Source organism: Nocardia vulneris (genome assembly GCF_001613425.1).
Lineage (GTDB): Bacteria > Actinomycetota > Actinomycetes > Mycobacteriales > Mycobacteriaceae > Nocardia > Nocardia vulneris.
On the sequence record NZ_BDCI01000008.1, the window covers coordinates 351,847 to 372,453 of the forward strand.

The following is a 20,607-nucleotide window of genomic DNA, read 5'->3' on the forward strand; positions in this document are numbered from 1 at the left end:
TCGGCACGCGACCTTAGCGGGCGATGGCCTCCGATGCGGACACGCCCTGGCCCGAGTCCGTCGCCGGACGCTTCGGGGGCGCGGCGACCAGCGTCAACAGCGTTGCCTCGGGACGGCAGCAGAAGCGGTACGGCGCCCACGGCGAGGTGCCGACGCCCGCGGAGACGTGCAACTGGGTGTGCTCACCCCACTTCGACGGACCCTTCACCCGGGACCGGTCGATCCCGCAGTTGGTGACCAGCGCGCCGTAACCGGGCAGGCACAGCTGACCGCCGTGCGTGTGCCCGGCCATGACCAGGTCGTAGCCGTCGTCGGCGAAGCGGTCCAGCACCCGCGGCTCGGGCGAGTGGGTCAGGCCGATGCGTAAGTCCGCCAACGGGTTCGGGGTGCCGGCGATGGTGTCGTAGCGGTCGCGCTGCAGGTGCGGATCGTCCACGCCCGCGGTCGCGATGCGGATGCCGGCCACCTCGAGGTCGCGGCGCACGTGCGTCAGGTCCAGCCAGCCGCGCTCGGTGAAGGCCGCGCGCAGGTCTTTCCACGGCAGCGGTGCGCCGTAGACGCGGCGGTGATCCTTCTTGAAGTATTTCAGCGGGTTCTTCGGCACCGGCGCGAAGTAGTCGTTGCTCCCGAAAACGAAAAGCCCCGGGCGGGAAAGCAATCCGCCGAGGGCCTGGACTACCGCGGGTACCGACTTCTGGTGGGAGAGGTTGTCGCCGGTGTTGACGACCAGATCCGGCTCCAGCCGGTCCAGTTCGCGCAGCCACTGCTGCTTGTGCTTCTGGCCGGGCGTCATGTGCAGATCGCTGATGTGTAGCACCCGCAGCGAGGACGACCCCGGCGCGAGCACCGGCATGGTTGCCTCCCGCAGAACGAAGGCGTTGCGTTCGACCAGCGAGGCGTAGCCGATTCCGGCCACCGCCGCCCCAGCGGCTCCCAACGCGGTCGTGCGGACAGCAGAGGTCGAGATCACGGGCATTTGCCCAGCATAGGTGACCCCGCTGCGGATCGCCGAGTGTGTTTACGCACAAGGCCTTGCGCGAGCGCCGTCGATCGGCGTGCACGCGAGCGTCGGTATTCGCCCGCGGCGGGGCAAATGTGGTGGGCGCTGCGCGCGTGAGCGGCTACCGTGAGCCTCATGTCGGAACTCAAAGCGCAACTGCGGACGGATATGACCGCCGCGATGAAAGCCAAGGATACGCTGCGTCTTTCCACCTTGCGGATGCTGCTCGCCGCGATCCAGACGGCCGAGGTGGCCGGCGCCGAGGCCCGCGAGCTCTCCGACGCCGAGGTGATCGCCGTGTTGCAGAAAGAGGCGAAGAAGCGCAGCGAGTCGGCCGAGATCTACACCCAGAACGGGCGTGGCGAGTTGGCGGCCAACGAACACGCCGAGGCCAGGATCATCGACGAGTACCTGCCGACCCAGCTGTCGGAGGCCGAGGTCGCCGATCTCGCCGATACGGCGATCGCCCAGGTGGCCGAGCAGCTCGGCGAGCGTCCCGGCATGCGCCAGATGGGGCAGGTCATGAAGATCGCCACCGCGCTCGCCGAGGGCAAGGCCGACGGCTCGCGCATCTCCGCCGCGGTCAAAGCACGTCTCTGAGCGGCGCGCGCGGCGACGGCCGCGCAACGCGAAGGGCCGCGAACTTCCGAGTTCGCGGCCCTTCGTACGTCAGCGGGGGATGGGGATCGGGATCGGGATGGGCGGCAGCAGCGGTGGCGGCGGCAACCCGGGGATCCCCGGCGGTGGCGGCGGCCCGGGCGGCGGTGCGGCTCGTTGCGTGCCGTCACTGACGTAGAGCGTGATCACCGAGCCGGGGATGGCCGAACCGTTCGGCGCGGTGCCCATCACGGTGCCCTTGGCTTGTGCGCCCGGCCCGGTCACCGGCGTCACCTGGAATCCGGCGCCGACGAGCGCGGCGGTCGCCGCCCCCTGGGTCATGCCCACCACATCGGGCACCTGGGCGTTGTTCGAGCCGCGCACGTACTTGTCGTCCAGCGGCGGCAGCGCGGGCGGCGGGAACTGGCCGAGCACCGGTTTGATCGAGTTGAACCAGCTGCGCGCCGGTTCGTTACCACCGAACAGGTTGCCGTCGCCGCAGTTGCGCAGCGGGAACGAGCAGATCTCGCCCGGCGTCGGGCTGTCGCCGTACACGTAGGTGGCGGCGGCCAGCGAGTTGGTGAAGCCGAGGAAGGCCGAGGAGCGGTGGCTTTCGGTGGTGCCGGTCTTGCCCGACAGCGGCGCGGCCCACCCCGCGGACTGGGCGGCGCCCGCGGCGGTGCCGCTGATGTCGTCCTTGCTCATCGCGTTGGCCAGGGTGTTCGCCAGGCCGGGTTCGACGACCTGCTCGCAGGCCTGCTGGGTGAGCGGCACCTGCTTGCCCTGCCGGTCCACGACCTCCTTGATCGGGTTCGGCGGGCACCACTTGCCGCCGGAGGCGAGCGTCGCGGCGACATTGGACAGTTCCAGCGGGTTGATCGCGACCGGGCCGAGGGTGAAGGAGCCGAGGTTCTGCTCCTTGATCATGTCGGCGAGGCTCTGGTTGCCGTGGCCGGAGGTGCCCGCCTCGGTGTAGGAGCGCATGCCGAGCCGGACCGCCATATCGACGGTGGGGGTCACCCCGACGGCCTGGATCAGCTTGACGAACGCGGTGTTCGGCGAGGTCGCCAGCGCCTCGGTGACCGACATCGGCGACTTGTACTTGCCCGCGTTCTCCACGCAGTAGGTGGCGGCCGGGCAGCCGCGGGCGCCACCGTTACCCATGCCCTTGGCCTCGAAGCGGCCGGGCACGTCGAGCTGGGCGTTGATGCCCAGGCCCTTCTCCATGGCGGCCGCGGTGGTGAAGATCTTGAAGATCGAGCCCGCGCCGTCGCCGACCATCGAATACGGCTGCGGCTGCACGGTTTCGTTCGCGTCGCGGTTGAGTCCGTAGGTGCGGCTGCTCGCCATCGCGACCAGCGGATGGGAGTCCTGGCCCGGCGCGACGACGGACATCACCTGGGCGATGTTGTCCAGATTCGGGTTCGCCGAATCGGTCACGGAGCGCTTCACCGAGTCCTGCACCGCAGGATCGAGCGTCGTCCGGATCAGGTAGCCGCCCTTGTCGATCTGCTCGCGGCTGATGCCCGCGTTGGCGAGGTACTGCAGCGCGTAGTCGCAGAAGAAACCGCGGTCGTGCGCCGCGATGCAGCCGCGCGGCAAACCCTTGGGCTCGGGCAGCACGCCGAGCGGCTTGGTCTTGGCGTCGCGGAACTCGTCGGCCCGGCTGGGGATGTTCTGGATCATGGTGTCCAGCACGGTGTTGCGCCGGGCCAGCACGCCCTCGGTGTTGGTGTAGGGGTTCAGCTTCGAGGAGCTCTGCACCATGCCGGCCAGCATCGCCGCCTGCGAGACGTTCAGCTCCGAGGCGTCGATGCCGAAGTAGGTCTGCGCGGCGTCCTGGATGCCGTAGGAGGAGTTACCGAACGGGACCAGGTTCAGGTACCTGGTCAGGATCTCGTCTTTGGTGAGCTCGCGGTCCAGGGTCAGCGCCATCCGGATCTCGCGGATCTTGCGGGCGGGGGTCGTCTCGATCGCGGCCCGGCGTTCGGCGTCGGTCTTGGCCACGACCAGCAGCTGGAAGTTCTTGACGTACTGCTGGTCCAGCGTCGAGGCGCCCTGCTGCACCTCACCGCTGGAGGTGTTGGTCAGGAACGCGCGCAACGTGCCCTGCCAGTCCACGCCCTCGTGTTCGGCGAAGCGCCGGTCCTCGATGGAGACGATCGCCAGCTTCATGTCGTTGGAGATCTTGTCGCTGGGCACTTCGAAGCGGCGTTGCTCGTACAGCCAGGCGATCGGTGCGCCGCTCGCGTCGACCATGGTGGAGACCGCGGGCACGGTGCCCTCCACCAATTCCGAGGACACGTTGTCGACGGCGTCGGCGGCCCGGTTCGAGACGAACCCGAAACCGCCTGCGAGCGGGAACAGCAACCCGGCGACGAGCACGGCAGCCAGCAAGCAGCTGCCGGCCAGCCTCGCGAGCGTTTGTGTGATCGGCACGATCCTCAGACTACGGGGTGCGCTCCGAGCTCTCTTCCGTGCGTTTACCGGAGCGAGATTGATGACGGGTAATGGGCGTGTCGCGCGAGCGAGTCTGGCGTGTCGCGGGACGGCGCGCCGCGAATAACCCGGCCTCGCCGCCGCTCCGGGGATTTTGCAGGGACGGACGTACCAAAAAATCCGGGGGCGGTCTTGCGCTAGCCCCATACCTTTACCTAGATTGAGAACCCAGTGTGATAGAGCTAACACTCAAAGTGGAATGTGGTGCAGTTCGCAGCGGGGTTTGGGTTGCTGCGACGCTGACACGCGATTCTGGAGCGCCGTTGACCCGGTGTTCGGACTGCAAAGGGGCACACCAAATGCACATGACAACCCCCATCGCTCGATTGGACGTGGAGCAGGCCGAAGCAAGGATTGCCTGGGTAGCTCAGGCCCGATGCAAGGAAGTGGATCCCGATCAGTTGTTCGTCCGCGGCGCTGCCCAGCGCAAAGCCGCGACGATCTGCAGGCACTGCCCGGTGCTGATGCAGTGTGGTGCCGACGCGCTCGACAATCGAGTGGAGTTCGGTGTGTGGGGCGGTATGACCGAGCGGCAGCGGCGCGCGCTGCTCAAGCAGCACCCGGAAGTGACCTCCTGGGCCGATTTCTTCCAGGCCCAGCGCCAACATCAGGTGGCAATGTAGCCCCCGTGAACCCTCGGAACTGAGCCTGCGAAAGCGGGCTCAGTTCCGTTTGGGGGCAAAAGCTTCCGTTTGGACCTATAGCCGATGCGTCTATGTATCAAGCAGATGCTCGGTTGGTGGTCAGTTGATCACCAACGGCACGCAGCGCCTCGAGATCGGACACCTCGAACGGCAACGCGGTGACCGCGACGATCGGTACCCGCGGATGCGCCCCCGTAAACCGGTGCAGCAGATGCTGTTCGCGCTTGTCCGTGGCCACGCGACGGGCGTGAATGCGCAGCACCGCCGCGGTCAGCGGATCCGAGTCCGCCAGTTGCTCCGCCACGGTCGCCGCTCGCCCGGCCGACAACGTGCTCAGCGCCGGATGCGTCCGGTTGAGCACCAGGCCCGCCAGCGGCATCCGTTCGGTGGACAGCCGGTCCACGAAGAACGACGCCTCGCGCAGCGCGTCCGGTTCCGCGGCCGCCACCACCAGGAAGTGGGTGCCCGGCTTGGAGAGCATCGCGTAGGTCCGGTCCGCGCGATCCTGGAAACCGCCGAACAGCGAGTCCAGCGATTGCAGGAAATTCGATGCGTCCTTGAGCATCTGGCCACCGACGATGGTGGACACCCCGCGCACCGCCAGGCTCATCGCGCCGGTGACCAGCCGGGTGACGCCGCGACCCGGCGCCATGATGACCCGGATCATCCTGCCGTTCAGGAAATTTCCGAGCCGCTTCGGCGCGTCCAGGAAGTCGAGCGCGTTGCGCGACGGGGGAGTGTCGACCACGATCAGGTCCCACTCCTTGCGCCCGGCCAGCTGGCCGAGCTTCTCCATCGCCATGTACTCCTGCGTCCCGCCGAACGACGAGGCGACCGTTTGGTAGAAGGGGTTGGCGAAGATCTGCTCGGCCTTCTCCGGGCTGGTGTGCTCGAGCACCATGTCGTCGAAGGTGCGGCGCATGTTCAGCATCATCGCGTGCAGCTCGCCCTTGGCCGCCGGACCGAGCGGCACCCGCTGCGGCGAATTGCCGAGATCGGCGACCCCGAGCGACTGCGCCAGCCGGCGGGCCGGGTCGATGGTGAGCACCACGACCTTGCGGCCCTGTTCGGCCGCGCGTAACGCGATCGCCGCGGCGGTGGTGGTTTTGCCGACCCCGCCCGAGCCGCAGCAGACCACGACGCGCGCCGTCCGGTCTTCGATGATGCTCGAAATATCCAGTGGCGCGGTCATTTGACCCCTTGGGTACTCAGGTGTTCGGCTAATTCGTACAAGCCGCCGAGGTCCATGCCCTCCGGCAGTGCGGGCAGGTACAGGCGGGACGCGTCGACCTTGGCGAGCTCGGCCGCGCTGTCGTCCTGCGCCTGCAAAGTGGCGGCGTGCTCGATTGTTTCGGTGATCAGACCCTGGAAGTCGTTGTCCGGCAGGGTAATTCCCGCGGCAGCGAGTCCGGCGCGGACCGCGTCGGTGTCCACCGTGCCCCGCGCGGCCGCGGCGCGCAGCTCGGGCGGCAGCTGCCCCTCGGTGGCCCGGTTCACGATGACCGTGCCGATCCGCAGATCCGCCGCCTTCAATTCCGCGATGGCATCGGCGGTTTCCTGCACCGGCAGCGCTTCGAGCAAGGTGACCAGGTGGATCATCGTCTGATCCGAGTGCAGCAGCTTCGAGACGCCCTCGGCCTGGGACGCGATCGGCCCGCCCTTGGCCACCTCGAGCATGGCCTGGGTGACGTCGAGGAAACTGGCGATCCGGCCGGTCGGCGGCGCGTCGACCACGATCTCGTCGTAGACCCGCTTGCCGTCCTTGCCGACCCGGACCGCGGTCTCCTTGATCTTGCCCGTCAGGATGACGTCGCGCAGGCCGGGCGCGATCGTCGTGACGAACTCGATGGCGCCCATCCGGCGCATCGCCCGGCCCGCGAAGCCGAGGTTGTAGAACATGTCCAGGTATTCGAGGAAGGCGTGCTCGATGTCGAGCGCGAGCGCGACCACCTCGCCGCCGCCGTCCGCGGTGGCGATCCGGGTCTCGGTCGGCGGCAGCGGCGGCAGATCGAACAGCTGGGCGATCGACTGCCTGCTCTCCACCTCCACCAGCAGCACCCGCCGCCCGCCGGCCGCGAGGGCCAATGCCAGCGCCGCGGCCACGGTCGACTTGCCCGTGCCACCCTTGCCCGAGACGTAGTGCAAGCGAGCCTTCTCGGCACGTTCCGGCCAGCCTTTTTCGAGCTCGGGCTCGGCCGAAAGCGGCACTGCTGTTGGTACTCCCACGTTCGCGAGCCTATAACCCGTTCTGAGATCGCGCCCGAGGGATCCGCCTAGTGCCTGGTCCAGGCGGTGTATCTGTACCAGACAGTAGGATTTCGGGACGTTTTGCCCACCTTCGGCGGGCATGCGGAACGCGATGCCGCAAGCGCGCTCCGGGCGCCGCCAACTACGCTCCTCCCATGAGTGAAGCGAGCTTGTGGGAGTACGCGACCGTGCCGCTGTTGACGCACGCGACGAAGCAGATTCTCGACCAGTGGGGCGCGGACGGATGGGAGCTGGTGACCGTGTTGCCGGGGCCGACCGGTGAGCAGCACGTCGCCTACCTCAAGCGTCCGAAGTAAAGGAGACGCCGCAGATGACCACAGCAACCCAGTGGGAAAGCAATCTCGCCCGGCTCGGCCTGACCCTGCCGCCGGTCGCGCCGCCGGTCGCCGCCTACATCCCGGCGATCCAGACCGGTTCGCTGGTCTACACCTCGGGCCAGCTGCCGTTCGTGAACGGTGAGCTCTCGGCGGTCGGCAAGGTCGGCGCCGAGGTGAGCACCGAGCAGGCGCAAGAAGCCGCCCGCCTCTGCGCGCTCAACGCGCTCGCGGCCGTGCACGGACTGGTCGGGCTCGACCGGGTGGTGCGCGTGGTGAAGGTGGTCGGATTCGTCGCCTCCGCACCGGGATACAACGACCAGCCGGTCGTGATCAACGGCGCCTCGGAATTCCTCGGCGAGGTCTTCGGCGACGCGGGCGTGCACGCGCGCTCCGCCGTCGGCGTCTCCGAACTGCCCAAGAACACCCCCGTCGAGGTCGAGATCATCGTCGAGGTGGGGTGATTTCTCCCGCGTGGGAGGACGGTCACGTGCGCGGCATGTGAAAGCCGCGCGCGTGGTTGTCTTTTGGGTAGACCACTCCGGAACGGCAGATCGCATTCGAGGACGATGGCATGGCACTTGAACATCCCGCGTACGGGCAATTACGGCAGGTCACCCCGACGGCAGCGGTGTTGCTCGCGGACAATCCCGGCCAGATGACGTTGCAGGGCACCAACACCTGGATCCTGCGCGCGCCGGGGCGATCGGATTGCGTGGTGGTCGATCCCGGTCCGAAGGACAAGGCACACAGCGCGAAGATCGCCGAGGTCACCGGGGGTGCGATCGCGCTGACGCTGATCACGCACCGGCACCACGACCACACCGGCGGCATCGACCGGCTGGTGAAACTCACCGGAACCCCGGTGCGCGCCAAGGACTCCGAGTTCCTGCGCGGCTCGACCGCACCGCTGGTCGACGGCGAGGTGATCGAGGCCGCGGGCCTGCGCATCGCCGTGCTCGACACTCCGGGCCACACCGGCGACTCGGTGAGTTTCGTCCTCGACGACGCGGTACTGACCGGGGACACGATTCTCGGCAGCGGCACCACCGTGCTCGACTCGAGCGACGGCACCCTGGCCGACTATCTGTCCTCGCTCGACCGCCTGGTCGAGGTGGGCGCGGGTAAGGCGCTGCTGCCCGCGCACGGGCCGGATCACCCCGACCTGGAGCCGGTGGCTCGCTACTACATCAAGCACCGGCAGGAACGACTCGAACAGGTCCGCGAGGCGTTGCGGGTGCTCGGTCCTGACGCGGGTGCGATGGCCGTGGTGCGCCGGGTGTACGCCGACGTGGACAAGCGGCTGTGGCTTGCCGCCCGCAGTTCGGTGCAGGCCCAGCTGGAATACCTACGCGCCGAGGGCTGACGCGCATCGACAACCGGCCTGCCGGATTCATGGAGCTGTGAATCCGGCAGGCGGTACACCTGTGGACTAGCGCGCGCGGCGGGCCAGGCGCTCGGAGTCGGAGATGAGCACGCTCTTGCCCTCCAGCCGCAGCCAACCGCGGTGCGCGAAGTCGGCCAGCGCCTTGTTCACGGTTTCGCGGGAGGCGCCGACCAGCTGGGCGATCTCCTCCTGGGTGAGGTCGTGGGTGACCCGCAGCGCACCGGCCTCCTGGGTGCCGAACCGCTGTGCGAGCTGCAGCAGCGCCTTGGCGACCCGGCCGGGCACGTCGGTGAAGATGAGGTCGGCCAGGTTGTTGTTGGTGCGACGCAGGCGCCGGGCGAGGACGCGGAGCAACTGCTCGGCGATCTCGGGTCGCTGGTCGATCCAGGACTTGAGGGCGTCCCGGTCCATCGTCACGGCACGCACCTCGGTCACCGTGGTGGCGGTGGAGGTACGCGGGCCCGGATCGAAGATCGACAGCTCACCGAACATGTCCGAGGGGCCCATGATGGTCAGCAAATTCTCCCGGCCGTCGGGAGAGCGACGTCCGATCTTCACCTTGCCCGAGGTGATGATGTAGAGCCGGTCACCCGGTTCACCTTCGTTGAAAATGACATGACCACGTGGGAAATCCACGGGCTGCAATTGCTTGGCGAGGGCGGCCACCGCAGTGGGCTCGACGCCCTGGAAGATGCCTGCTCTGGCGAGGGCCTCGTCCACTTATGTGCTCCTTATGGGAAATGGCTCTGTACTGGACCGAAAGCGACTCGGCCAACAGCGCAGTCTACGCGGCATGATGACAGCGTAGTGACAGACACCACGTAACGTGTGGATTGCATGGCGCAGCGAGGAACCGTACCAGTTTCTGATCTTGGCTTTCGCGGGCACCCACGTGGTTACCGCAGCTCTAGCCGCCGGGTCCGTCGGTCACTTCGGGGTCAGCTTGCTCGGGCCACATCCAGCTCTTCGCCCCGGGCGCGGCGCTTGCGCATCCGTGCCACGGCAGCGGGCAGGCCGAGCCTCGTCAGCTCTTTCACTTCTGCGTTGCTTGCCTTGTCCAGGTACTGCTGAACCTCTTCGTCGGGTTCGAGAAGTTTGCGGAGCCGGTTCTCGACCCGCTCCATACCCAGTGCGAACAGCATCAACAGCACTGGGAAGAGCACCACAGCGAGTCCTTGCATACGGAGGAGTAAACACGGTCTAGGTCTCAGATGGAACACGGCAACCGAACTGGACGGGCAACGCCGGCCGACAGTTCCGTATGGTGGACGGGTGCGTGTCACCCCTTCCAACGCCGCCGGAAACGGACGTGCGACTGCCGCCGCGGCGACCGATGCGCCAGCCACCGCGGCCGCTGCGCCGAAGCGGAAAACCCGCGCGCGACAGGCGGAAACCCAGCTCGGGCTGGTCCGTCGCGCGCGCCGGATGAACCGTGTGCTGGCCGAGGCATTTCCGGACGCGCACTGTGAGCTGGATTTCACCACGCCGCTCGAATTGGCGGTCGCGACAATACTTTCCGCGCAGTCCACCGATGTGCGGGTGAATCTCACCACGCCCGCGCTCTTCGCGAAGTACCCCGACGCCCGCGCCTACGCCGAGGCGAACCGCGCGGAGCTGGAGGAATACGTTCGCTCGACAGGTTTCTACCGCAACAAGGCGAACTCGCTGATCGGCCTCGGGCAGGCCCTGCTCGAACGGCACCACGGTGAGTTGCCTCACACCATGGACGAATTGGTGCAGTTGCCCGGCATCGGGCGCAAAACCGCGAACGTCATCCTGGGCAACGCGTTCGGCGTGCCGGGCATCACGGTCGACACCCATTTCGGTCGCCTGGTGCGGCGCTGGCAGTGGACCGCCGAGGAAGACCCGGTGAAGGTCGAGCACATCGTCGGCGAGCTGATCGAGCGCAAAGAGTGGACGATGCTCTCGCATCGGGTGATCTTCCACGGCCGCCGGGTGTGTCATGCCAGGAAGCCGGCCTGCGGTGTGTGCGTGCTCGCCAAGGACTGCCCGTCCTTCGGCGCCGGTCCCACCGATCCCGACACCGCGGCGGATCTGGTCAAAGGTCCCGAGAAGGAGCATCTGCTCGAGCTGGTCGGCCGGTGAGGGGAGTCCCGGTTGCCTGGCGATGGGCGCTGGCCGGATTGATCGCTGTGCTGGCGCTGACGGTCGCGCTGTGGCCGCGCGGCAACCGCGACACCGATCCTGCGCCGGATACCGCGCGGTCCCCGCGCGGCGCCGGAGTTGCCGAACAGCAACGCGCCGCCGCGGATCTCGCGCCGTGCCCACGGCCCGCCGCGGGTGCGCAGAGCGCCGGTCCGCTCGCGGGCCTCACGCTGAACTGCCTGGCCGACGGTGCGCCGGTGGAGCTGGCCGCCGCGCTCGCGGGTAAGCCCGCGCTGCTGAACCTCTGGGCGTACTGGTGCGGGCCGTGTGCGCAAGAATTGCCGTATTTGCAGCAGTTCGCCCGACGCGCCGGAAACGCGATTACCGTGCTGACCGTGCACAGCGACCCCGACGAGGCCAAGGCGATCGCCCGGTTGACTGGACTCGACGTGAAACTGCCTGGTGTACTCGATGCCGATACGCGGGTGCGGACCGTCGTCGGCGCCCCTGCGGTACTGCCTGTTTCGGTGTTGGTGCGGGCGGACGGTTCGGTGGCACGGGTGGAGGTGCGCGCGTTCACCGGGGTCGACGACATCGCGAACACCGTCGCCCGGGAGCTGGGAGTAGCCGCATGACCATCCCTGTGCCCCAGGACATTCCGAAGTGGCTGAGCCGGGCCACCGAGCCCGACACCGACTCGTCGGACACCCTCACGCTCGCGCGCACGCTGCGCCGCGCCATGACGATCACCACGACCCCGCGGCAGGCGGCGGTGCTGGTGCTGTTCGGCGGGTCGCCCGAAGCCGACCCCGCCGCGCCCGGCGGGCTACCCGCGGACGCGGAGGTGTTGCTCACCCAGCGCGCCGCCACTCTGCGCCAGCATCGCGGCCAGATCGCCTTCCCGGGCGGCGCGGTCGATCCCGGTGACACCGGGCCGATCGACACCGCACTGCGCGAAGCCTGTGAGGAGACGGGGCTGGACCGCTCGGGTGTCGAGCCGCTGGCGATCCTGCCGAAGCTGTTCGTGCCGCCCTCCCGATTCGACGTGACCCCGGTCGTGGCCTACTGGCGCACACCGAGCGCGGTCGGGGTGGTCGACGCGAGCGAGACCGAGCGCGTGGTCCGGGTGCGCCTGGCCGAGCTGCTCGAGCCGGCCAACCGCTTCCTCGTCCGCGGCAGCCTCGGCTACCAGAGCCCCGCCTTCCAGGTGGACGGCATGCTGGTCTGGGGACTGACCGGAGGCATCCTCGCCGGAATCTGTAAAACCGCGGGCTGGGAACAAGAATGGGACCACACCGACGTACGTGATCTGGAGACGGCACTGGCTGCAGTGGGAATGACCTTATGAGGGAGCGTCGGTGAGCTCATCCGCATGGCTCGATATCGCTGTCGTGCTGCTCGCACTGCTGGCCGCCTCGTCCGGGTGGCGGCAGGGCGCGGTGGCCTCGGCCCTGGCCTTCCTCGGCGTCGTGCTCGGCGCGGTCGCGGGCATCTTGATCGCGCCGCACATCCTGGTCCATGTCGACGAGGGCCGCACCCGGGTGCTGACCGGTGTGCTGCTCATCGTGCTGCTGGTGATCATCGGCGAGGTCGCGGGCATGGTGCTCGGCCGGGCCGCGCGCAGCGGTATGCGGCATCCGTTCACCCGCAGTGTGGACAGCGTGGTGGGCGCGGCGTTGCAGGCGGTGGCCGTGCTGGTCACCGCGTGGCTGCTCGCGTTGCCGCTGGCCACCTCGTCGCAGCCGTCGATCGCCACGGCGATCAACGGTTCCCGGGTGCTCACCGACGTCAACCAGGTGGCGCCGAACTGGTTGCGCCGCTTGCCCAACGAGTTCTCCAAGCTGCTCAACACCTCCGGCCTGCCGGACGTGATCGGCCCGTTCGGCAGGGCGCCGATCGCGGCCGTCGAGCCGCCGGACGCGAGCGTGCTCGGCAGTCCGGTCGCGGGCTCGTTGCAGCAGAGCGTGCTGCGCATCCGCGGTGTCGCGCCGAGTTGCCAGCGGGCGCTGGAGGGTTCGGGCTTCGTGATCGCCCCGGAGCGGATCATGACCAACGCGCACGTGGTCGCGGGCACCACCAGCATCCAGGTCGATTCGGCCACCGGGCCGCTGGACGCCACCGTGGTGCTGTTCGATCCGTCGACCGACGTCGCGGTGCTCGCGGTGCCGGGGCTGACCGCCCCGCCGATCCAGCAGGCGCCGGCGCCTGCGCGGTCCGGTGACAGCGCGATCGTGCTCGGTTATCCCGGCGGCGGGCGCTACACCGCCAGCGCGGCCCGGGTGCGCGAGACGCTGGATCTGACGGGTCCGAACATCTACCGCGACGGCACGGTGGAGCGGCAGGTCTACACCGTGCGCGGGTTGGTGCGCGCGGGCAATTCCGGTGGGCCGCTGGTCGATACGGAAGGCCACGTGCTCGGCGTCGTGTTCGGTGCGGCTGTCACCGACGACGACACCGGCTACGTGCTGACCCTGGCCGAGGTCCGCGCGCAGCTGGACGCCGCACCGGGCGTGAACGCCCCGGTCGGCACCGGGGCCTGCGTGCTGAGCTGACGGCGGGGTTCGAGGGCGGTCTTCGTGAGGCCGCCCTCGAGTCTCGCTGAACGGTCGACGCGAGTCGTGGTTTTCAGCTGTGCAGTGACGCGGCGCAGCGTGGACCCGTGGTCACCACCGACCGCGGACGTGCGCGGACTGTGGACGTGCGCGGATCCCCGGACTCGCGTTGGTCCCGGACGCGCGTGGATCCCGGACGCGCGCGGATCGTCGGCGCACGTGGACCGAGGACGTCCGCGGACACCGTCTGCCCGCCCCTGACACGCAGTGGCCGTCGCCGAAATTACGCCAGCAGTTTCGCCAGCTCTGCCGTCACCAGCTCCGGATTCTCCTGGTGCGCATAGTGTCCGGCGGCCGGGATGGGCGTCAGTTGCCGATTGGGGGACAGATGCTGACCGCGCCGGAAGGTGCTGGCGAGCACGTACGGATCCAGATCGCCGCGCATGGCCAGCACCGGGATCCGGATCGGTTCGCGCATGGTGGCCATGAACCGGCGGCCGTCCGGTCGCCACTGGCTGCGGAAGGCCCAGCGCTGATACTCCAGCGCACAGTGCGCGGCGCCGGGAATCTGGATGGCCGAGCGCATCCGCCGCGCGGTGTCCACGAATTCGGTGGTGCCCGACCATGATCCGCTGACCCGCTGCCGCAGCAGCCGTTCGGCCTCGAAGCCGTCACCGGTGGTCAGTAGCCGTTCGCCGTAGCGCGGCAGTTGGTAGCGCAGGAAGTTGGGCAGCCAGGTCGCGCGCTGGTGGCGGTTGTGCAGCACCGCGCTCTTCAGCGCGGCGGGGTGCGGTGAACTCACCACCGCGATCGAGCGGACCACCCGGGGATGCAGGACCGCGGTGGCCCAGCAGACCAGTCCGCCGTCGGCGTGCCCGACCAGGGTCGCGTCGGGGTAGCCGAGGGCGCGGATGAGCCCCGCGATATCGCCGGCCAGGGTCCAGCCGTCGTAGCCGCGGGGCGGTTTATCGCTGTCGCCGTAGCCGCGCAGATCGACGGCCACCGCCCGGTAGCCGTGCGCGGCCAGCCCGGTGAGCTGATGGCGCCAGGACCACCAGAAGTCGGCGAACCCGTGCAGCAGGACGACCAGGGGAGCGTCGGTGCGGTCCGGGGCCGCGTCGACCACGTGGAAGCGGATGCCGTTGGCGTGGACGTCCCGATGCGCCCACGGGCCGTCGTAACGGACGCTGGACGGATCCGGAATTGAGTGCGACGACACGCCGATGCAGCCTAGTTGTCGAGGTATCCGCGCGCGAGCGAGCGGTTACGAAGCGGGTTTGTCCAGGGCGGGACGGCCGTCGTGGGTCAGCGCCGGACGATCCTCGTGCGCCGCCGCGCCGAGACCGTGCGGCAGCACCGCGCGGGCCTGCTTGAGCGAGTCGATCGTCTTCTCCGGCGCGCGCAGCTTCTTCACCCGCAGATAGCCGAGCAGCGCCAGCAGCGCGGTCGCGACGATCATCAGCGCGAACACGATCAGGAAGGCCGCCCAGCGGGCCAGCCACACGTCGAGCAGTTCGCCGAGGAAGAAGAAAAAGAAGAACGTGCTGAACAGCAGGACGGTCAGCGCGAGGATGAAATAGACGCTGCCCTGCAGCCCCTTCTTGATCTCGCCGGTGACCTCCGCTTTGGCGAGCGCGACCTCGGCCCGGACCAGCGTCGACATCTGCTCGGTCGCGTCGCGCACGAGGCTGCCGAAGCTGGCGCTGCCGGTGGGATTCGCGTCGGACAAGGGAATGGAGGTCACTGTACGACCGCGCTGCGCGTCGTTCCCGTTACCGCCGTTTGTGTAACTCACTTGGTCGACCCTTCTCCCTGTCCCGGCACTGCGTCCTCGTCTTCTCGTTGTAGCGCACGCGCGTCTCGACGCGCCTGGTGGACACGCCCTCGCCGCAACAGTAGCGCCGAACCGGCAAGCGACGCCGCCATTGATGTGACCAACACAGCGGCCTTCGCCAATTCCGCGGCCGAGCCGTCGCCGACATCGGCCAGTGCGAGTTCCGCCACGAGAAGGCTAACGGTGAAGCCGATCGCGCCGAGCACCGACAGGGCGAACATGTCGCGATACCCGAGTCCGGCGGGCCGCTTGGCCACGCCGAACCGGATTGCGAGCCAACTGATCCCGAAGATGCCCAGGGTCTTGCCGAGCAGCAACCCGAGAATTACCGCCAGCGCCAGCCTGTCGCTGAACAGTTCGCCGAACACCTTGGCGTCCAACGGAACTCCGGAGGCGAACAACGCGAACAACGGGACGCACACCCCGGCCGAGATCGGCTGGATCAGATGCTCGAGCCGAGTGGCCGGCGCCTCTTCTTCCCCGGGGTCGGGGCGCACCCTGGTGAGCAGGCCGAGGACCACCCCGGCCAGCGTCGGGTGGATGCCCGCCTCGTGCAGCGCGTACCAGGCGACCAGCGCCAGCGGCACGTACAGCCACGGGGTACGGATCCGCTTGTGCTGGGCCAGCGCCCACAGCGCGAAGCAGGCCGCGGCGGTCAGCAGCCACAGCAGCGCCAGCGTCGTGGTGAACAGCACGGCGATCACGATGATGGCCATCAGATCGTCGACCACCGCCAGGCTCAGCAGGAAGACCCGCGCGCTCGCCGGGATACGGGAACCCGTCATGGCGAGCACGGCCAGCGCGAACGCGATATCGGTGGCGACCGGGATGGCCCAGCCCCGGTCCATCCCGGGCACACCGAACCCGACCACCACGGCGATGAGCGCGGGCGTGACCACGCCGCCGACCGCGGCGATGATCGGCAGGGCCGCGCGTTTCGGGTCGGCCAGCTCGCCGACCACGAGTTCGCGTTTGAGTTCCAGGCCCGCGACGAAGAAGAAGATGGCGAGCAGACCGTCTTTGGTCCAGTCGGCCAGGGTGAGATCCAGGTGCAGTGGCGGAATGGCGAGCACCGTCTCGGTCATCGTCACGTAACTCGCGCCCCACGGCGAGTTCACCCACAGCAACGCGACCGCGGCGGCGATCAGCAGAATGGCGCCGCCGACTGTTTCGGTGCGCAGATAGCGGGACAGTTCCGAGCGCACTTGCGTGATCACGGGGAACCTTTCGGCAGGGTCGGTCGGGGCTGCGACCTCGCCCTCCCGCCGCCTCGGCTGCGGGTGCACGGCCGCATGCCGACCAGACTTCCCGGCACACCTTACGCAATCCTAACGGTTGAAGCCGGTGACCAGAACAGCCACCGGCCTTACCATGCGTGCCGCGGTTCCGTGGGGCTAGGCCTTGCTGGCCCGGATCGCCTCGAAGACGTTCGGATCGACCAGTGTCGAGGTGTCGCCGAGCTCGCGGCCCTCCGCGACGTCGCGCAGCAACCGGCGCATGATCTTGCCGCTGCGCGTCTTCGGCAGCTCGGGCACCACGTGGATCTCCCGCGGCCGCGCGATCGGGCTGATCTCGCGCGACACCTCCGCCTTCAGCTCGTCCACCAGCGCGCTGCCGGTGTCCTTGGCCTCCGCGGTCAGGATGACGAACGCGACGATGCCCTGGCCGGTGGTCTCGTCGCTGGCCCCGACCACCGCGGCCTCGGCGACCCCGGAGTGACCGACCAGCGCCGATTCCACCTCCGCGGTGGAGATCCGGTGGCCGGACACGTTCATCACGTCGTCCACCCGGCCGAGTACCCACAGGTCCCCGTCGGCGTCGAGCTTCGCGCCGTCGCCGGCGAAGTACCAGCCCTGCTCGGCGTAGCGCTCCCAGTACGTGGCCCGGTAGCGCGCCATGTCGCCCCAGATGCCGCGCAGCATCGACGGCCACGGCTGGTCGAGCACCAGGTAGCCGTTGGCCTCGGTTTCCCCGCGCTGCACCGGCTTTCCCTCTTCGTCGACGACCAGCGCCGAGATACCGGGCAGCGGTGCCATGGCCGCGCCGGGCTTGGCGACGGTGACGCCGGGCAGCGGCGAGATCATGATCGAACCGGTCTCGGTCTGCCACCAGGTGTCCACGATCGGGGTGCGGCCCGCGCCGATGGTGTCGCGGTACCAGCGCCAGGCCTCCGGGTTGATCGGTTCACCGACCGACCCGAGCAACCGGATGCTGGACAGATCGTGCGCGGCCGGGATCTCGCGACCCCACTTCATGAAGGTACGAACCAGCGTGGGTGCCGTGTAATAGATACTGACGCCGTACTTTTCGACGATCTGCCAGTGCCGGTGCTCGTCCGGGAAGTTCGGCGTGCCCTCGTAGACGACCTGGGTGGCGCGGTTGGCCAGTGGTCCGTAGACGATGTAGCTGTGGCCGGTGACCCAGCCGATGTCGGCGGTGCACCAGTAGACGTCTTGTCCGGCTTTGTGATCGAAGACGTTGTGGTGGGTGTAGGCGGTCTGGGTGAGATAGCCGCCGCTGGTGTGCAGGATGCCCTTGGGTTTTCCGGTGGTGCCGGAGGTGTAGAGGATGAACAGCGGGTGCTCGGCGTCGAAGGCCTGCGCCTCGTGCTCGGGCGACGCGTTCGCCACCGTCTCGTGCCACCACAGGTCGCGTCCGTCGGTCCAGGGCACCTCGAGCTCGGTGCGCCGCACCACCAGCACATGCTCAACGCTGTGCGGCACATCGCCGTTCGCGTAGAGCGCCTCGTCCACAGCTTCCTTCAGCGGCGCGGCCTTCCCACGCCGCCACTGCCCGTCCGTGGTGATGATCAACCGAGCCTCGGCGTCGTCGACCCGTTGGCGCAGCGCGGTGGGGGAGAACCCGGCGAAGACCACCGAGTGGGTGAGGCCGAGCCGGGCACAGGCCAGCATCGAGACGATGGCCTCGGGCACCATCGGCATATAGATGGCGACCCGGTCGCCCGCTTCGAGACCGAGCTCGGTCAGGTAGTTCGCGGCCCGGCTCACCTCGGCGAGCAGCTCGCGGTAGGTGATGTCGCGGGAGTCGCCGGGCTCGCCCTCCCAGTGGATGGCGACCTGGTCGCCGTGTCCGTCGAGCACGTGCCGGTCGACGCAGTTGTAGGCGACGTTCAGCTTGCCGCCGACGAACCACTTGGCGACCGGCGCGTCGGTCCAGTCCAGCACCTGCTGCCACCGCTCGTGCCAGTGCAAACGATCGGCCTGCTCGGCCCAGAACGCGTCGCGATCGGCCGAACCTCGCTGGTACAGCGCGGCATCGGCGTTCGCCGCGGCCGCGAAGTCCGCGGCGGGCGGGTACGAGTCCCTGTGGTCGGCTGTTTCGGTCATCTCGCTTCTTCTTTCCACGTAGCCTGAGCCCACGATTCAAACGCAGCCAGTTCGACAGTAGACAACTGTGACCTACGCCGCGTCCGGTGTGTCCACCGGGTTTCCGTGCCGTCCCGCCGTTGCACGATCCGCAGCGCTGAGGGGGTGTCAGGGAGACGCCGGAAGGCCCCGTATGGAGGCAATGTTTCGGCAGATCGGCCGTTTTCGCGCGATGTTTTTCGTGTTTCGGCGATGTTGCCGAATTGGTAATTAGTGGAACGAACTCTGGTCAATCTGCTGACAGAGTCCCTTCCAGGTGGATAATCTCCGAGGCACCCAAGGCGGATCGTGCCGGCATGCGCCTGGTTGACCTCAACGCGTGCCACCAGGCTCCGCCCTTCTCGAAAACGGGAGAACGCGTTGAGATTCAACAGAGCAATGGCGCTGACTGCGGCAGCACTACTGGCCACAAGCCTCGGACTGGCAGCTTGTTCGTCGGACGACAGCGCCGACGCGAGCATCGTCACGACCAATGGTGGTGAACCGCAGAACCCGTTGGTACCGACCAACACCAACGAGAACATGGGTGGGCGAGTCGTCGACCGGCTGTTCGCGGGTCTCAAGTACTACGACGGCAACGGCGTGGCGCACGACGAGATGGCCGAGAAGATCGAGACGACCGACCGCAAGACCTACAAGATCACCATCAAGCCGGACTGGAAGTTCTCCGACGGCACCACGGTGAAGGCGAAGTCGTTCGTCGACGCGTGGAACTACGGTGCCCTCGGCACCAACGCCCAGCTGCAGAGCTACGTGTTCACCCCGATCCTGGGCTTCGACGAGGTGTCGGCCGAGAAGCCGACGGCACAAACGATGAAGGGCCTGAAGGTCGTCGACGATCGCACCTTCACCGTCGAGCTCAAGTCGCCCTCGATCGACTTCGAGACCGAACTCGGCTACGCGCCGTTCTACCCGCTGCCCGAGGCGGCCTTCAAGGACATCAAGGCCTTCGGCGAGAACCCGATCGGCAACGGCCCGTACAAGTTCGCGCACGAAGGCGCCTGGCAGCACAACGTGCAGATCGACCTGGTGCCGAACCCGGACTACAAGGGTGGCCGCGCGCCGAAGAACAAGGGCCTGCGCTTCGTGATGTACCAGTCGTTCGACACGGCGTACGCGGACCTGCAGGCGGGCAACCTCGACACCCTCGACACGATCCCGGACAGCGCGATCACCTCCTACGAGAAGGACCTGGGCGACCGCGCGATCACCAAGCCGACCGCGCAGAACCAGCACATCGGCATCCAGGCCAATGTCCCGCACTTCAGCGGTGAAGAAGGCGTGCTGCGCCGCAAGGCCCTGTCCATGGCGATCAACCGAGAGCAGATCTGCCAGAACATCTTCCACGGCACCCGCCTGCCGGCGCGGGACTTCACCTCCGCCTCGCTGCCGGGCTTCCGCGGCGACCTGCCGGGCTCGGAGTTCCTGAAGTTCAACCCGGACGAGGCCAAGAAGCTGTGGGCCCAGGCCGACGCCATGTCGCCGTGGTCGGGTCGCTACGAGATCGCCTACAACTCCGACGGTGGCCACCAGGCCTGGATCGAAGCGGTCGCGAACAGCATCAAGAACACCCTGGGCATCGACGCCATCGGCACCCCGTACCCGACGTTCAAGAACATCCGCGACGAGGTCAACGCCAAGACCATCAACAAGGCGTTCCGCTACGGCTGGCAGGGCGACTACCCGACCATGCTGCAGTTCCTCACCTCGCAGTACTACAGCTACTCCGAGACGAACAACGTCGACTGGAAGGTCCCCGAGTTCGACAAGCTGCTCGACGCCGCGCTGGCCGCGCCGACGCAGGAGGAGTCCTACAAGATCGTCGCGCAGGCGCAGACCATGATGCTCAGCCAGATGGCCGACATCCCGGTGCTGGACTACATCGCCGCCGCGGGCCGCTCCGAGAAGGTGAAGGCGAACCTCGCCTGGAACGGTCTGTTCGACTTCGAGAACATCGAGAAGTAGCCGCCAGATGAGCCGCGCCTGCTCCGGCGGCGCGGCTCATCTCCGACCCAGGAGA

20 protein-coding genes are annotated in these 20,607 nt (G+C 68.1%); 10 read left to right on the plus strand and 10 right to left on the minus strand.

The genetic code is table 11. The features are described from left to right. Positions 1–13: 13 nt before the first annotated feature. A complete protein-coding gene (locus NVU01S_RS12815; protein WP_042254997.1) occupies positions 14–976 on the minus strand; it encodes a metallophosphoesterase in 963 nt (320 codons plus the stop codon). 159 nt (positions 977–1,135) lie between these two features. Between NVU01S_RS12815 and NVU01S_RS12820 the strand changes: the two genes are divergently transcribed. Next, the gene (locus NVU01S_RS12820; protein ID WP_043678221.1) at positions 1,136–1,600 is read left to right on the plus strand and encodes a GatB/YqeY domain-containing protein; all 465 of its coding nucleotides are present in this window, start codon (positions 1,136–1,138) and stop codon (positions 1,598–1,600) included. A gap of 69 nt (positions 1,601–1,669) precedes the next feature. Here the strand turns inward: NVU01S_RS12820 and NVU01S_RS12825 are convergent, their stop codons facing one another. Beyond that, a complete protein-coding gene (locus NVU01S_RS12825; protein WP_043678219.1) occupies positions 1,670–4,036 on the minus strand; it encodes a penicillin-binding protein in 2,367 nt (788 codons plus the stop codon). A gap of 359 nt (positions 4,037–4,395) precedes the next feature. Here NVU01S_RS12825 and NVU01S_RS12830 point away from each other — a divergent pair, with 359 nt between their 5' ends. Then, positions 4,396–4,719 (plus strand): WhiB family transcriptional regulator, encoded by a 324-nt coding sequence (locus NVU01S_RS12830; protein ID WP_014981178.1) that lies wholly within the window; start codon positions 4,396–4,398, stop codon positions 4,717–4,719. Positions 4,720–4,816: 97 nt separating this feature from the next. Here the strand turns inward: NVU01S_RS12830 and bagB are convergent, their stop codons facing one another. After that, positions 4,817–5,932: an ATPase BagB gene (gene bagB / locus NVU01S_RS12835; protein WP_042254994.1), complete on the minus strand. Its 1,116-nt coding sequence runs from the start codon at positions 5,930–5,932 to the stop codon at positions 4,817–4,819. After that, the gene (gene bagA / locus NVU01S_RS12840; protein WP_043678215.1) at positions 5,929–6,948 is read right to left on the minus strand and encodes an ATPase BagA; all 1,020 of its coding nucleotides are present in this window, start codon (positions 6,946–6,948) and stop codon (positions 5,929–5,931) included. The genes bagB and bagA overlap by 4 nt, the downstream gene beginning before the upstream one ends. A 194-nt stretch (positions 6,949–7,142) precedes the next feature. Between bagA and sp36 the strand changes: the two genes are divergently transcribed. From sp36 to NVU01S_RS12850, 3 genes are all read left to right on the plus strand, one after another. After that, positions 7,143–7,304 (plus strand): Sp36 family protein, encoded by a 162-nt coding sequence (gene sp36, locus NVU01S_RS43330; RefSeq protein WP_014981181.1) that lies wholly within the window; start codon positions 7,143–7,145, stop codon positions 7,302–7,304. A gap of 14 nt (positions 7,305–7,318) precedes the next feature. After that, entirely contained in the window at positions 7,319–7,786 is a 468-nt protein-coding gene (locus tag NVU01S_RS12845; protein ID WP_014981182.1) for a RidA family protein, read from the plus strand. Between the two features lie 110 nt (positions 7,787–7,896). After that, entirely contained in the window at positions 7,897–8,688 is a 792-nt protein-coding gene (locus NVU01S_RS12850; RefSeq protein ID WP_043678213.1) for an MBL fold metallo-hydrolase, read from the plus strand. 66 nt (positions 8,689–8,754) lie between these two features. Here the strand turns inward: NVU01S_RS12850 and NVU01S_RS12855 are convergent, their stop codons facing one another. Continuing rightward, positions 8,755–9,429: a Crp/Fnr family transcriptional regulator gene (locus NVU01S_RS12855; RefSeq protein WP_011206875.1), complete on the minus strand. Its 675-nt coding sequence runs from the start codon at positions 9,427–9,429 to the stop codon at positions 8,755–8,757. Between the two features lie 218 nt (positions 9,430–9,647). Then, entirely contained in the window at positions 9,648–9,875 is a 228-nt protein-coding gene (locus NVU01S_RS12860; protein ID WP_014981184.1) for a hypothetical protein, read from the minus strand. Positions 9,876–10,113: 238 nt separating this feature from the next. On the opposite strand from NVU01S_RS12860, the gene nth reads away from it, so the two are divergent. The 4 genes from nth to NVU01S_RS12880 are packed head-to-tail and all read left to right on the plus strand — an operon-like array spanning position 10,114 to position 13,367. Continuing rightward, a complete protein-coding gene (gene nth / locus NVU01S_RS12865; protein ID WP_042255229.1) occupies positions 10,114–10,815 on the plus strand; it encodes an endonuclease III in 702 nt (233 codons plus the stop codon). Further along, a complete protein-coding gene (locus NVU01S_RS12870; RefSeq protein ID WP_043678208.1) occupies positions 10,812–11,450 on the plus strand; it encodes a TlpA disulfide reductase family protein in 639 nt (212 codons plus the stop codon). Before nth ends, NVU01S_RS12870 begins: the two co-directional genes overlap by 4 nt. After that, positions 11,447–12,163 carry an NUDIX hydrolase gene (locus NVU01S_RS12875; protein ID WP_043678205.1) on the plus strand — a complete coding sequence of 239 codons (717 nt, stop codon included), beginning with the start codon at positions 11,447–11,449 and terminating at the stop codon, positions 12,161–12,163. Before NVU01S_RS12870 ends, NVU01S_RS12875 begins: the two co-directional genes overlap by 4 nt. 10 nt (positions 12,164–12,173) lie before the next feature. Next, positions 12,174–13,367 carry a MarP family serine protease gene (locus NVU01S_RS12880; RefSeq protein WP_042254989.1) on the plus strand — a complete coding sequence of 398 codons (1,194 nt, stop codon included), beginning with the start codon at positions 12,174–12,176 and terminating at the stop codon, positions 13,365–13,367. Between the two features lie 283 nt (positions 13,368–13,650). On the opposite strand, the gene NVU01S_RS12885 is transcribed toward NVU01S_RS12880, so the two are convergent. From NVU01S_RS12885 to acs, 4 genes are all read right to left on the minus strand, one after another. After that, on the minus strand, positions 13,651–14,586 hold the full coding sequence (locus NVU01S_RS12885) for an alpha/beta fold hydrolase (protein WP_043678202.1): 936 nt from the start codon (positions 14,584–14,586) through the stop codon (positions 13,651–13,653). 45 nt (positions 14,587–14,631) lie between these two features. Next, on the minus strand, positions 14,632–15,162 hold the full coding sequence (locus NVU01S_RS12890; protein ID WP_014981190.1) for a phage holin family protein: 531 nt from the start codon (positions 15,160–15,162) through the stop codon (positions 14,632–14,634). After that, positions 15,159–16,415 carry a Na+/H+ antiporter NhaA gene (gene nhaA / locus NVU01S_RS12895; protein WP_244467445.1) on the minus strand — a complete coding sequence of 419 codons (1,257 nt, stop codon included), beginning with the start codon at positions 16,413–16,415 and terminating at the stop codon, positions 15,159–15,161. Before nhaA ends, NVU01S_RS12890 begins: the two co-directional genes overlap by 4 nt. A 180-nt stretch (positions 16,416–16,595) precedes the next feature. Then, on the minus strand, positions 16,596–18,548 hold the full coding sequence (gene acs / locus NVU01S_RS12900; protein WP_043678197.1) for an acetate--CoA ligase: 1,953 nt from the start codon (positions 18,546–18,548) through the stop codon (positions 16,596–16,598). A gap of 417 nt (positions 18,549–18,965) precedes the next feature. Here acs and NVU01S_RS12905 point away from each other — a divergent pair, with 417 nt between their 5' ends. After that, entirely contained in the window at positions 18,966–20,552 is a 1,587-nt protein-coding gene (locus tag NVU01S_RS12905; protein WP_043678195.1) for a peptide ABC transporter substrate-binding protein, read from the plus strand. Positions 20,553–20,607 lie beyond the last annotated feature (55 nt).